Annotated in this window: 11 protein-coding genes; 1 reads left to right on the top strand and 10 read right to left on the bottom strand. The window is 66.1% G+C overall.

Going from position 1 to position 12,459, the window contains the following annotated elements:
* Window positions 1-34: 34 nt before the first annotated feature.
* Window positions 35-1,984, top strand: coding sequence for a DNA/RNA non-specific endonuclease (locus J5474_RS06900; protein WP_209360079.1), 1,950 nt, complete (start codon window positions 35-37; stop codon window positions 1,982-1,984).
* Here J5474_RS06900 and J5474_RS06895 read toward each other — a convergent pair.
* The 10 genes from J5474_RS06895 to J5474_RS06850 all read right to left on the bottom strand — a co-directional run bounded on the left by J5474_RS06895 (window position 1,981) and on the right by J5474_RS06850 (window position 12,459).
* On the bottom strand, window positions 1,981-2,946 hold the full coding sequence (locus J5474_RS06895) for a hydroxyacid dehydrogenase (RefSeq protein ID WP_209360078.1): 966 nt from the start codon (window positions 2,944-2,946) through the stop codon (window positions 1,981-1,983). The genes J5474_RS06900 and J5474_RS06895 overlap by 4 nt on opposite strands.
* Window positions 2,946-3,722, bottom strand: a complete 777-nt coding sequence (locus tag J5474_RS06890; protein WP_209360077.1) for an HpcH/HpaI aldolase family protein — start codon at window positions 3,720-3,722, stop codon at window positions 2,946-2,948. The genes J5474_RS06895 and J5474_RS06890 overlap by 1 nt, the downstream gene beginning before the upstream one ends.
* Before the next feature lie 122 nt (window positions 3,723-3,844).
* A complete protein-coding gene (locus tag J5474_RS06885; RefSeq protein WP_209360076.1) occupies window positions 3,845-4,831 on the bottom strand; it encodes an ABC transporter ATP-binding protein in 987 nt (328 codons plus the stop codon).
* Window positions 4,828-5,793, bottom strand: coding sequence for an ABC transporter ATP-binding protein (locus J5474_RS06880; RefSeq protein WP_209360075.1), 966 nt, complete (start codon window positions 5,791-5,793; stop codon window positions 4,828-4,830). Before J5474_RS06880 ends, J5474_RS06885 begins: the two co-directional genes overlap by 4 nt.
* The gene (locus tag J5474_RS06875) at window positions 5,793-6,779 is read right to left on the bottom strand and encodes an ABC transporter permease (protein WP_245216306.1); all 987 of its coding nucleotides are present in this window, start codon (window positions 6,777-6,779) and stop codon (window positions 5,793-5,795) included. Before J5474_RS06875 ends, J5474_RS06880 begins: the two co-directional genes overlap by 1 nt.
* Window positions 6,776-7,708, bottom strand: a complete 933-nt coding sequence (locus tag J5474_RS06870; protein ID WP_209360074.1) for an ABC transporter permease subunit — start codon at window positions 7,706-7,708, stop codon at window positions 6,776-6,778. The genes J5474_RS06875 and J5474_RS06870 overlap by 4 nt, the downstream gene beginning before the upstream one ends.
* A gap of 72 nt (window positions 7,709-7,780) precedes the next feature.
* On the bottom strand, window positions 7,781-9,394 hold the full coding sequence (locus J5474_RS06865) for a peptide ABC transporter substrate-binding protein (protein ID WP_209360073.1): 1,614 nt from the start codon (window positions 9,392-9,394) through the stop codon (window positions 7,781-7,783).
* Window positions 9,391-10,368 carry a LysR family transcriptional regulator gene (locus tag J5474_RS06860; protein ID WP_209360072.1) on the bottom strand — a complete coding sequence of 326 codons (978 nt, stop codon included), beginning with the start codon at window positions 10,366-10,368 and terminating at the stop codon, window positions 9,391-9,393. The genes J5474_RS06865 and J5474_RS06860 overlap by 4 nt, the downstream gene beginning before the upstream one ends.
* A 1-nt stretch (window position 10,369) precedes the next feature.
* Window positions 10,370-11,467: an ABC transporter ATP-binding protein gene (locus tag J5474_RS06855; protein WP_209360071.1), complete on the bottom strand. Its 1,098-nt coding sequence runs from the start codon at window positions 11,465-11,467 to the stop codon at window positions 10,370-10,372.
* On the bottom strand, window positions 11,464-12,459 hold the full coding sequence (locus J5474_RS06850) for an ABC transporter ATP-binding protein (RefSeq protein ID WP_209360070.1): 996 nt from the start codon (window positions 12,457-12,459) through the stop codon (window positions 11,464-11,466). The genes J5474_RS06855 and J5474_RS06850 overlap by 4 nt, the downstream gene beginning before the upstream one ends.

Genomic DNA, 12,459 nt, shown 5'->3' with positions numbered 1-12,459 from the left:
TTTCCCATGATTTTTTCCACGAAAGGCCGGTTCCATGGCACCCAGACAGATTGACGCCCTGCGGGGCTCGGACAAGTTCGACAAGGCGCTGGAGAAGGCGCGCAGGCTTTACCTCGACACCCTGTCCCCCACGGTGCAGCACAGCCCCGGCCCGCTGGACGCGCCGATGGCGGCACCCATGGGCATACCGCTGGAGGGCATGGCGCCGATGGCCGGGGGGCCGGTGGATGACGCGCTGGAGGGGCTGCGGCGGGGCGATCCCTTCGAGGGGCCGGTGCAGGGTGCGCTGGAGGCGATCATCCTGTCGGAGATGCGCCCCGCCTATTTCATCGAAGGCGACCGGATCGAGGTGCAGGGCGATTTCGACCGCATCGACCTGCTGGAGGCGAACCGCGACACCCTGCAACAGGTCTGCGCCCGCGTCGGGCGGGTCGATCTGTTGAACCACGTCACGATGGATTACGCGGGCACCGGCTGGCTGGTGGCGAAGGATATCGTTGTGACCAATCGCCACGTCGCGCATGTCTTTGCCACGCGGGACTGGCTGGGCGACTGGCGGTTCGGGGAGGGGACATTCGGCAACCCGCTGCATGTGCAGGTGAACACCCTCCGCCAGCAGGACCCGCGCGGGCTGCCGCCGCGCATCCTTCTGGCGACGGAGGTGCTGTACGTGGCGCCCTCGGGTGCGCCCGACATCGCCTTCCTGCGGGTGGCGAACCCGGAGGGGCTGGAGCCGCTTTCCATCGCCACGGCCATGCCGGAACCGGGGGCCCCGGTCGCCGCGGTGGGCTACCCGGCGCGGGACGGCGGGCGCAACGATCCCGACCTGATGGACCGGATCTTCAAGGGCGTCTACAAGGTCAAGCGGTTCTCGCCCGGCATGATCACCGGCGCGCAGTCCGACGGGACGCTGCTTCTTGCGGACTACAGTTCGCTCGGCGGGAACTCCGGGTCGGTGGTGCTGGATCTGGAAACGGGGGAGGCGGTCGGGCTGCATTTTGCCGGGGCCTTCCGCGAAATGAACTACGCCGTGGCGGGCGATGTGGTGGCGGCCGCGCTGCGCGACGTTCAGGGCCGCCTGACAGCTGCCGCCGCGCCGCCGCCGCCCACGGAGGAAGCGCCGGCCGAAAGCTTTGACGGGCGGCAGGGCTACGACCCGGATTTCCTCGGGGCGGACCGACAGGTGCCGCTGCCCGACCTTTGCGACCACGCATCCGATCTCGCACCCGTGCAGGGCCGCGACGACGGGCACCTCGACTACACGCATTTTACGGTATTGCAGTCGGCCTCCCGACGGTTGCCGCGCGTGACGGCGGTGAACATCGACGGTGAAAAGGCGCTGTCGCTGAAACGCAAGGGCAACTGGCGACTGGACGGGCGGCTGAAGCCGGAGCATCAGATCGGCAACGAGCTTTACCGCCGCAACCCGCTGGATCGCGGCCACATGGTGCGCCGCAAGGACCCCGGCTGGGGCGACAGCCGGGCCGAGGCGCAGGCGGCGGAGCAGGACACCTTCCATTACACCAACTGCGCGCCGCAGCACGCCGATCTGAACCAGAAGGACTGGGTCGGGCTGGAGGACTACATCCTCGGGTCATCAACCACGCGGGGGTTCCGGGTCTCGGTCTTTACCGGGCCGGTTTTTCTGCCCGGCGACAAGCAGCTGCGCGAGCAGCCCGGCGCGGAGGACATCCTGATCCCCGAAAGCTTCTGGAAGGTGGCGGTGATGATCAACGACGACACGGGGGCGCTGTCTGCGACGGGCTACCTGTTGACGCAGGGCGACATGATCCGGTCTCTGACGGAGGCGGCCTTTGTGCTGGGTGAATACCGCACCTATCAGATGAAAGTGTCAGAGATCGAGGCGTTCACCGGGCTGGATTTCGGCCCCCTGCGGACGCACGACCCGCTCCGGGCGGAGCCGGAGAGCGTCTTTGGCCGGGGGGTGCGTCCGCTCGACGGGCCGGAGAGCCTGACACTTTAATCCGCGCGCAGGGCGTCGCGGTTGACGATCAGCGCCGGGTCGAGCCGCCCTGCGAGAAAGTCGAGGATATTCTGCGCCGAGGAGACGGCCATGCGCTCTGCCGCGCCCTCGGTGACGCCTGCGATATGCGGGCTCAGGATGACCTGATCGAAACCCAGCAGGGGATTGGCCGGGGCGGGCGGTTCCTGCGCAAAGACGTCGAGCCCCGCCGCGCCGACCTTGCCCGACCGGAGCGCGTCGACCAGCGCGGCCTCGTCGACAATGCCGCCGCGCGCCGTGTTCACGAGGATGGCGCCGGGCTTCATGCGCGCGAATTCCGCCGCGCCGATCAGCGGGCGGTTGCCCTTTGGCGCCGAGACGGAAAGGATATCGGCCTGCCCCAGCGCGTCGTCCAGATCGGTGACGGAGGTGGCGGGGCCGTCGGGCCAGCCGTGTTGTGCCAGCCACGGGTCGTAGGCGAGGATTGTCAGGCCGAAGCCCGCCATCATCCGCGCCACATGCTGACCGATGCGGCCATAGCCGAGGATCAGCAGCGTCCGCCCCCGGATGTCCTGCGATTCCAGGGTGTTACGCCAGTCCCATGGGCCGCTTCGCACGGCGCGATCGCCCCGCAGGGCGCGTTTGGCAGCGGCGAGGATCATCATGCAGGCGTGTTCCGCCACTGCCGTCGAATTGACGTCGCCGCAGACCGCCAGGGCGATGCCGCGGGCGTTCAGCGCCGCCACGTCCACGGCGTCATAGCCCACGCCGTGGCGCGAGACGAACCGCAGGCGGTCCGCCCGCGCCACCGTCGCGGCAGAGAGCGGCTGCGTACGGATCAGCAGCGCGTCGGCCTGCGCGATGTGCGGCGCGTAGCTGTCTTCGCTGATCTCGTCGATGTAGTGCGCGGTGATGCCGGGGGCCGCGTCCAGCACGGCGCGGCCCAGCGGGTGGAGTTTTCCCGCGACGAGGACATGCGGCATCAGTCGCCCCGTTTCGTGAGCGCGCGGAAGGCGTCGACCGAGGCCTTTGCCGCCCCCGCCAGAAGCCGCGTGTCGCCGCTGACGGTGGTCAGGTCGTAGCCCCAGCCGATGGCCTTTGCGGCATAGTCTGGCGTGCCGCAGTGCAGGCAGGCGCGGATGCCGTTTGCCTTGCAGGCGGTGGCGATGCGCCGGATGAGGGTGGTCATCTCGGGTTCCTCGCGGTCGAAGCCCGGTGGCAGGCGGCCGTCCTGCGTCCCGAGCGTCAGGTCGGCGGGGCCGACATAGAGCCCGTCCAGCCCCGGCGTGGCGGCGATCTCTTCAAGGTTCTCGACGCCTTCCTTCGTTTCGATCATGGCCAGCGCCAGAACGTGATCGTTCATCCCCACGCCGTAGCCCGGCATGGCAAACCCGGCCCTCGTCGGCCCGTACGATCGCTGCCCCTGCGGCGGGTAGCGCATGTAGGAAACGAAATCCTCAGCCTGCTGACGGGTGGAGATCATCGGGCAGATGATCCCCATGGCGCCCGCGTCGAGGGCCTTCATCACCGATGTCGGATCGAGCCAGGGCACCCGCACCATGGGCGTGACGCCGGAGGCGCGGATGGCCTGGAGCATCGGCAGCAGGTCGGAGTAGTCGAGCGCGCCGTGCTGCCAGTCGATGGAGAGTGAATCGTAGCCCTGCGCGGCCATGATCTCGGCGGTGAAGGGGCTGCCGATGGAGCACCAGCCGTTCAGCGCCGGGCGCCCAGAGGCCCAGAGATCCTTGAGTCTGTTCATGCGGCGTCCTCCCCGACGCGATCCTGCCTGCGGAAAAATCCGTTCTGGCAATGATCGTTGCGCCGGGAAGGAATTGTCAATGCGCGTTCCGATACGCGGGGCGCAGTGCCCCCGGAGCAGGGTCAGGCGGGGATCCTGGCGATTTCCTCTGCCCGGACGCAGGCCGCCCGCGTGGCACCGACGGGCCGCAGTGCGGGGCGCTGGGCGCAGGCCCCGGTCGCATGGATGCAGCGGCTGCGGAAGAAGCAGCCCGTGGGCAGGTTCAGCGGGCTGGGCAGGTCGCCGGTGAGGATCTGCGGGATTACCTTCACGTCCGGGTCGGGCACCGGCACCGCCGACAGCAGCGCCTGCGTGTAGGGGTGGGCGGCCTGCGTGACCACGTCGCGGCCGGCGCCCATCTCCATCATGCCACCGAGGTACATCACCAGGATCTCGTCGGAGATATGGCGCACGATGCCGATGTCATGCGCGACAAAGACCAGCGTCAGTCCCATCTCGCGCTGCAGGTCGCGCAGCAGATTCACCACCTGCGCCTGGATCGACACGTCGAGCGCGGACACCGGTTCGTCGCAGAGCAGCAGCTTCGGCTCCGCCGCCAGCGCGCGGGCGATGCCAATGCGCTGGCATTGGCCGCCGGAGAACTCGTGCGGGTAGCGGTTGGCGTTGCGCTCGGGAATGCCGACGCGGTCGAGCAGGTCCTTCACGTTGCGCTTGCGTTCTGCCGCAGAACGGTCGGGGAAGAACTGGCGGATCGGTTCTTCCAGCGTTTGATGCACCGTCATGCGCGGGTTGAGCGAAGCCACCGGGTCCTGAAAGATCATCTGGACGGAGCGGCGCAGGCGGGTGAGGTCGGCCTTCGAATGGTAGGCGACCTGCTGGCCCTCCAGCGTCACGGTGCCTTCGGAGGGCGTCACCAGCCCGGCGATGGCGCGGATCAGGGTGGACTTGCCGCAGCCGGATTCGCCCACGATGCCCAGCGTCTGGCCCTTTTCAAGGTCGAAGGACACGCCGTTGACCGCATGCACCACGTCGGGGGTCTGCCAGGGCCAGGGCGCGGTGTGGCGCAGGGTAAAGGCGACCTCGAGGTCGCGGACGGAAAGCAGGGTCATGTCAGCTCCTCCACCGGGCGGATGCAGGCCCGTTGTCTGAGGGCGTCCCCCTCCAGCGGCGGGACGATCTGGTGGCAGGCGGCGATGGCGTCGACGCAGCGCGGCGCAAAGGGGCAGCCGGTCAGCGCCCGCATGGTGTTCGGCGGCTGGCCCGGAATGGCGTGCAGCGCGCCCGCCTCGTCGTGGATGTTCGGCACGGCGCGCAAGAGGCCGCGCGTATAGGGGTGCTGCGGTTCGGCGAACAGCGCGCGGGTGGGGGCGTGCTCCATCACCTTGCCGGAGTAGAGCACCAGCGTGTTTTCGCACGACCCCGCCACCACGCCGAGGTCGTGGGTGATGAGCAGGATCGCCGTGCCCATGTCGCGGCGGATGTCGTCCAGAAGCCGCATGATCTGCGCCTGCACCGTCACGTCGAGCGCGGTGGTGGGTTCGTCGGCGAGGATGAGTTTTGGATTGCACAGGAGTGCCATGGCGATGACGATGCGCTGGCGCATCCCACCGGAGAATTCGTGCGGGTAGGCCCGCAGGCGGTTCCTGGCGTCGGGGATCTGCACTGCGTCCAGCACTTCAAGCACACGCTTGCGGGCGGCGGCTCCGCGCAGGCCCTCGTGCAGTTCGAGGCTTTCGTTCAGCTGGCGTTCAATGGTCATGTAGGGGTTGAGCGAACTCATCGGGTCCTGGAAGATCATGGCGATCTCCTTGGCGCGGACCTTGTTCAGCTCGCGCCGCTTCAGGGACAGGAGGTCGCGCCCGCCGTACATGATGCGCCCCGAGGTGCGTGCGTTGGGCGCCAGCAGGCCGAGGATCGACAGTGCGATCTGCGACTTGCCGGAGCCCGATTCACCGACCAGCGCGACGGTCTCGCCCGCGGCGATATCGAACGAGACGTCGTTGACCGCGTGGACGTCGCCGTCCGGCGTGCCGAAGCGGATGGAGAGGTTTTCGACGGATAGAAGGGTCATCAGCGTTCCTTCGGGTCCAGCGCGTCACGCAGTCCGTCCCCGATGTAATAGAGCGAAATCTGGTTCACGGCGAAGAAGAGGGCCGGGAACATGAGTTGCCAGAGCGTGCCGTAGGTCATGGTCGATGCGCCTTCGGAGATCAGTGCGCCCCATGAGGTCTGCGGTTCCTGGATTCCGACGCCGAGGAAGGACACGAGGCTTTCCATCATGATGGCGTCGGGGATGGTGATGGAGGTATAGATCACGATCACCCAGAGCATGTTGGGCAGGATGTGGCGGGCGATGATCTTCAGGTCCGACAGGCCCAGCATCCGCGCCGCATCGACGAATTCGCGGTTCTTCAGAGTCATGACCTGTCCGCGCGTGATCAGCAGCCCGGCGGTCCAGTTGATGAGGATCATCACCAGCACCATTTGCGTCACGGAGCGGCCAAAGAATGCCTGCCACACGACGAAGAAGATGATGTAGGGGATCGACAGCGTGATGTTGTAGGCTGCCATGATGAATTGGTCGGTGCGGCCGCCGTAGTAGCCCGCGATGGCCCCGAAGATCGACCCGATCATCACCGAGGTGATACCCGCGACAAAGCCCACGAGCAGCGACACGCGCGTACCCTGCACGACGCGGGCGTAAAGGTCGCGACCCAGTTCATCGACGCCGAACCAGTGACCGTTGGTCAGGTTGGGGCCGCCCTCGGTTTCGACCTTGCCCAGCAGGGACCAGTCGATTTCCTCGATGTTGTATTGCGCGAACACCCCGCCGAAGGCGGCGAAGAGGAAGATCAGAACGACGAAGAAACAGCCGATCATCGCCATGCGGTTCTTTACGAAGCGGCGGCGCGCGTCGGCCCAGAACGAGCGGGAGACGATCATCTCCTCGGCTGCGGCAAGTTCTGCCGCTTCGTGCTGACGGCGCGCACCGAACATGGTGCGCGGGTGGTGTTCCGGGTTGTCCGGTGTCTGTTCTGGCGTCTGGGGATTGGTCATTTCAGGCCGCTCCGGACTTTGGGGTCGATCGCCGCGTAGGCGAGGTCGACGCCGAGGTTGAGCACGAAGGTGAGCACCGAGTAGAGGATCGCCAGCCCGAGGATCACCGAGTAGTCGCGGGTATAGGCTGCGTCGATGAAGCTTTGCCCGATCCCGCCGGTGGAAAAGAAGACGTCGATGAAAACCGAGCCGGTGATCATGTAGACGAAGACCGGAGACATGTAGGAGATCACCGGCAGCAGCGTCGGTTTCAGCGCGTGACGCCACAGGATGGTGCGTTCGGCCAGGCCCTTGGCGCGGGCGGTGCGGATGTAGGGCGCACCCAGCACCTCGAGCAGGGAGGACCGCGTGATCCGCGCCACGTTGGCGAGGTACGACGTGCCCAGCGCCACGGCGGGCATGATCACATATTCCCACTGTCCGCCGTTCCAGCCGCCGCCGGGCAAAAGGCCCCATGCCAGCGTGAAGGTCAGCACCATCAGCGGCGCCAGCACGAAATTCGGGAAGATCTGGCTGAAGATGGCGAAGCCGGTCATGATGTAGTCCCAGAGGCTGTTCTGCCTCAGGGCGGCGATGATCCCCAGCGGGATGCCAAGCGCCAGCACGAAGACCGCCGACCAGAACCCGTAGGTAAGCGTCACCGGGAAACCGGCGGCGATGATGTCGTTCACGTCTCGGTCGCGCTGCGAGAAGCTGGGACCGAAGTCGAAGTGGAAGAAGATGTTCTTCAGGTAGGTCCAGAGCTGCACGTGCAGGGGCTGATCCAACCCGTAGCGTTCCAGCACGTTGGCCATGATCGCGGGCGGCAGCGGGCGTTCGGATGTGAACGGGCCGCCCGGTGCGAGGCGCATCAGGAAAAAGCAGATGACGATCAGGCAAATGATCGTCGGCAGCACCGCAAGCGTGCGGCGGAACGTGTATTGCAGCATGTCGGGGAGCCTTTGCCGGAGAATGGCTTAGGGAGGGGGCCGCCGCCCGCGAAAGGGGCGGCGGCGGTGGGTTTACTCGGCGACCTTGTACATGTCCTTCGAGTACATTTTCTGCATGACGTTATCCATTGGCCAGCCCTTCAGGTCCGGCTTCAGCATCATGTTGACGGAGTAGTGGTAGACCGGGATCACCGGCATGTCCTCGGCGACGATCTGCTCGATCTCGGTATAGAGCGGCGTCGTGTCATGCGAGGTCTTCGCCTCGGTCAGCAGTTCGTCCACACGGTCGTTCGAATACTTCGCGTCGTTGTAGCCGGAGCTCGATGCCAGCAGGTCGAGGAAGGTGGACGCCTCGTTGTAGTCGCCGCACCATGCGCCGCGCGCCATGTCGAAGTTCTGGTTGCCGCGGTTCTCGAGGAAGACCTTCCACTCCTGGTTTTCCAGCGTCGCGTTCACGCCCAGCTTCTGTTTCCACATCTGGGTCGCGACGATGGCGATCTGCTTGTGGCTGTCGGACGTGTTGTAGAGGTAGGCGAACTCCAGTGGCTTGCCGCCCTTGCCGTAGCCTGCCTCTTCCATCAGCCGCAGGGCTTCGGCATCGCGCTCCGCCTGGGTCATTCCGGCGTAATCGATTTCCGGCAGCTCGAAGCCGGCGGTGGCTTCGGGAGTGAAGTTGTAGGCCGGGAACTGGCCGCCCTTCAGCACCGCGTCCACGATCACCTTACGGTCGATCGCCATGGACAGCGCCTTGCGGACGCGCACGTCCTTGAACGCCTCCAGCCCGGTGTCGGAGAGGTTGAAGCTGAAGTAGTAGTTGCACAGGCGCGGCACGGCGTAGGCCTCGTCGGGCAGCTCGTCCTTCAGGGCCGGGTACTGGCCTGCGGGGATGTCGGTCTTGTCCAGCTCGCCTGCCTTGTAACGGGTCAGAGCCTGGTTCTCGTCACCGATGACCAGGGCCACGACCTTGTCCAGCACGGTGTGCTCGTTGTCCCAGTACCGGGTGTTGCGCTCGCGCACGAGGCGCTCCTTCGGGACGTGCTCCGTCAGGATGTAGGCACCGTTGCCGACGATGTTCTCGGGACGGGTCCATTCCTTGCCGTGCGCCTCGATCGCCCAGGACGGTGACGGGAAGGTGGTCGCGTGCGCCACCATGTCGGCGAAGTAGGGCAGGGGCTTCGACAGCGTGACTTCGAGCGTGTTGTCGTCCACGGCCTTGACGCCGAGGGTGTCCTTGTCGGCCTCGCCCGCGATGATCTCTGCCGCGCCCGCGATGGACATGAGTTCCATGTACCATGCGTAGGGGGAGGCCAGTTCCGGGTCCACCGCGCGCTTCCACGCGTAGACGAAATCGTTCGCGGTCACCGGCTTGCCGTCCGACCACTTGGCGGTATCGCGCAGGTGAAAGGTGTAGACGAGGTTGTCGTCGGACACGTCGTGCGAGGTCGCCACGCCCGGCACCAGTTCGCCCTTGGCGTCCATGTTGTAGAGACCTTCGAAGAGGTCGCGCACCACGGTGGAGCTTTCGACGCCTTCCAGCATCTGCGGGTCAAGGCTGTCGTATTCGTCCAGTACCCGGTAGGTGTAGGTCTGGTCTTCGGCCAGCGTGGTGCCTTCGGGCACGTCGGCGGCCCATGCCGCCGTCAGCATGGTCGAGCCGATCAATGCGGCGAGGATTGTTGTCTTCATTGCCTATCTCCCTGTTGGATGGGTTTCAGCCGGACCACCTGCGCGGTGTCCGGGTGATCGTCTGCCTGCGGCGCGCAAAGCGCCTCGCGGACCTGAGCCAGCTTTGGCTTCGGGCTTTCGCGGCGGCTGTAAAGGCGAATTTCAAGCGGCGCTTCGAAGCGGTCATCTCCGGCGGGCACCAGCGTGCCCCGGTCCAGTTCTGCCTGCGCGAAGCGGCGCGGCAGCCAGCCGAGGCCGAAACCTTCGAGGATCAGCGCCTTCACCGAAGAGGAGAGCGCGTTCTGGCTGACCTGAAGCGTGTCGACCGTGCCTGCGTGGCGCGCCAGCAGGTCGTCGACCAGCGGCCGGAGCACGGAGGCCGAACCGTAGGACAGCAGCGGCACGCGGGTTTTATCGGCGGTAGGCAGGCGGAACACCGGGCGGCCTTCGGCATCGGGTTTCGACACCGGGACAAAGGCATCGCGCGCCAGCACGGCATGTTCGAAGGCGCCGGTGTCCAGCACGTCGAGGAAGCGCAGGCTCGGGTGCCAGTAGACCAACACCAGATCTACGCTGCCCGAGTGCAGCGCGGCGGCAAATTTTTCCGCCGGCCAGTCCACCGCGCCCAGTTCCACGCTCAGCAGGCCCTCGTTGGCCTGCGGCTGAACGTGGCGCGCGTGGTAGGTGGTATAAAGCGACTGACTGGCGGCGAGGCGGAGGAGGTTCTCGTCCTCCACCTCGGCCGCCTGACACCGCTCGATGGTGTCCTCAAGCGTGCGCAGCATGGCCTCCGCCTGACCGTGAAAGATCTCCCCCGCCGGGGTCAGCGACAATGGCAACGTCTCGCGGTTGATGAGCGTCGCACCGATGGCGGCCTCCAGCGCGCGGATGCGGCGGGAAAAGGCGGGCTGGCTCACGTGCCGCTCCTCTGCGGCGCGAGAGAAGCTCTGCGTCGCGGCAAGGGCGATGAAATCGCGCAACCAGTTGAATTCCACCTTAGACGGCCTCCTTCATGCCGGATTCAACCCCGGGTTCTGTGCGACCTTCTTCTACTGCGTGGCAGGCCACAAGACTTCCGTCGGGTTGCGTGACGCCACGGGGTTTTTCAGCGCGGCATCGATCATTGGCCTGCGGGCACCGCGTCTGGAAGGGGCAGCCGGAGGGCAGGTCGATCGGCGTCGGGATCTCGCCCTTCAGGCGGATGTGGTTGGGACGGTCGTCCTTCAGTTGCGGCACGGCGGACAGCAGCGCCTTTGTATAGGGGTGTTTGGGCGCGGCGAACAGCGTGCGGGTGTCCGCCACCTCGCAGATCGAGCCAAGATAAAGCACCACGACGCGCGTGCCGAAATGTTCCACAACCGACAGGTCGTGGGTGATGAAGAGGTAGGTGATGCCGTGCTGTTCCTGCATTTCCAGCATCAGGTTCAGAACCTGCGCCTGGATCGACACGTCGAGCGCGGAGATCGGTTCGTCGGCCACGATGAATTGCGGGTCGACTGTCAGTGCGCGGGCGATGGCGATACGCTGGCGCTGGCCGCCGGACAATTCGTGCGGGTAGCGCGCGGCCCAGTTCGGATCGACGCCCACGGACTGCATGACCTGCGTCACCTTGTCCCGGATCTCTCCGGTCGAGACGCCGCGGTTGTGGTAGCGCGTGGGTTCTTCGAGGATCTGGCCGATGGTCATGCGCGGGTTCAGCGAGGCATAGGGGTTCTGAAAGACCATCTGGATCTTGTTGCGGATGGGCAGCAGGGCGCGGCCCTTCAGCGTGTCGATGCGCTGGCCCTCGTAGTGGATCGAGCCGGCGGTGGGCGGCAGCAGCGAGGCGACCATGCGCGCCACCGTGGATTTGCCGCAACCGGATTCGCCCACGACGCAGACCGCCTCGCCCTTGTGGACGTCAAAGGAGATATCGTTGACCGCGTGCACCGCGCGGGTGTCGCGGACGATGCGGCCCCCCTTGAACTTGAGGCTTTCGAGGAAACCCGCATCGACGTCGAAACGGCGTTCGAGGTTGCGGATCTGCAGGAGTGCGCCGCTGTCCCGGCCCTGTGTCCCGGGCTGTGTCCCCGCCTTTGTTGCAGCGTTCGTCATTGCGCGGCCTCCATCTTTGCGAGTTCGCGGTGCAGGCGCTGCACCTCGTGGCAGGCGACCTGAACCTCGCCGTATTGCGTGAGCGGCGGCATCACCGCGCGGCATTCGTCCGTCGCCAGCGCACAGCGCGGGTGGAAGGGGCAGCCCTGCGGCATCGCCGAGAGCGTCGGCATGGTGCCGGGGATCTGTTTCAACCGCGATCCCGGCGGGGTCTGCTGCGGCAGTGCGTTGATCAGGCCCTGCGTGTAGGGGTGTTGCGGATCGTTGATGATCGACCGCGTGCGCCCGCTCTCGATGATCCGCCCGGCGTACATGACCATGGTCCGCTCCGTGACCTGGGATACCACGCCCAGATCGTGGGTGATCAGCATCAGCCCCACCATGTTGGACCGGCACATCTCCAGAAGAAGGTCCATGATGTCGGCCTGGATCGTCACGTCGAGCGCGGTCGTCGGTTCGTCCGCGATGATCAGCTGCGGGTCCAGAAGCAGCGCGATGGCGATGACGATGCGCTGGCGCATCCCGCCAGACAGTTCGTGCGGGTACTGGTCCAGCCGCGCCTCGGGGGAGGGGATGTAGACCTCCTTCAGCTTCACCAGCGCGATCTGGCGGGCTTCTTCCTTTGACAGCTTGCGGTGGGCGCGCAGCGTTTCGATCATCTGCTGACCGATGGTCAGCACCGGGTTCAGCGTCACCATCGGGTCCTGGAAGATCATCGCCATACGGTTGCCGCGCATGGCACGGACCTGTTTCGGCGTCATCTTCGTGACGTCCTGCCCTTCGAACAGGATCTGACCGCCGTCGATGTAGCCGGGGCGCGACAACAGGTTCATCAGCGCGAAGCCGGTGATCGACTTGCCCGCGCCGGATTCACCCACCACGCCCACGCGTTCGCCGCGCGCGATGTCGAAGGAGATACCGTCAAGCGCCGTGACGGAGGACTCCCGTGTCTTGAACTTGACCGTGAGGTCACGGACGGAAAGCAGCGTCAT

Origin of the sequence: Sagittula salina (assembly GCF_017813235.1) — a bacterium.
Classification (GTDB): domain Bacteria; phylum Pseudomonadota; class Alphaproteobacteria; order Rhodobacterales; family Rhodobacteraceae; genus Sagittula; species Sagittula salina.
The sequence above is the reverse complement of the archived record's forward strand: the minus strand, read 5'-3'. Positions and strand labels throughout refer to the sequence as shown.

Bases quoted from the DNA above. Each gene is read 5' to 3' on its own strand.
- J5474_RS06850 (WP_209360070.1), bottom strand. From the start codon at position 12,459: ATGACGCTGCTTTCCGTCCGTGACCTCACGGTCAAGTTCAAGACACGG.
- J5474_RS06865 (WP_209360073.1), bottom strand. From the start codon at position 9,394: ATGAAGACAACAATCCTCGCCGCATTGATCGGCTCGACCATGCTGACG.
- J5474_RS06895 (WP_209360078.1), bottom strand. From the start codon at position 2,946: ATGCCGCATGTCCTCGTCGCGGGAAAACTCCACCCGCTGGGCCGCGCC.
- J5474_RS06870 (WP_209360074.1), bottom strand. From the start codon at position 7,708: ATGCTGCAATACACGTTCCGCCGCACGCTTGCGGTGCTGCCGACGATC.
- J5474_RS06900 (WP_209360079.1), top strand. From the start codon at position 35: ATGGCACCCAGACAGATTGACGCCCTGCGGGGCTCGGACAAGTTCGAC.
- J5474_RS06890 (WP_209360077.1), bottom strand. From the start codon at position 3,722: ATGAACAGACTCAAGGATCTCTGGGCCTCTGGGCGCCCGGCGCTGAAC.
- J5474_RS06880 (WP_209360075.1), bottom strand. From the start codon at position 5,793: ATGACCCTTCTATCCGTCGAAAACCTCTCCATCCGCTTCGGCACGCCG.
- J5474_RS06855 (WP_209360071.1), bottom strand. From the start codon at position 11,467: ATGACGAACGCTGCAACAAAGGCGGGGACACAGCCCGGGACACAGGGC.
- J5474_RS06885 (WP_209360076.1), bottom strand. From the start codon at position 4,831: ATGACCCTGCTTTCCGTCCGCGACCTCGAGGTCGCCTTTACCCTGCGC.
- J5474_RS06875 (WP_245216306.1), bottom strand. From the start codon at position 6,779: ATGACCAATCCCCAGACGCCAGAACAGACACCGGACAACCCGGAACAC.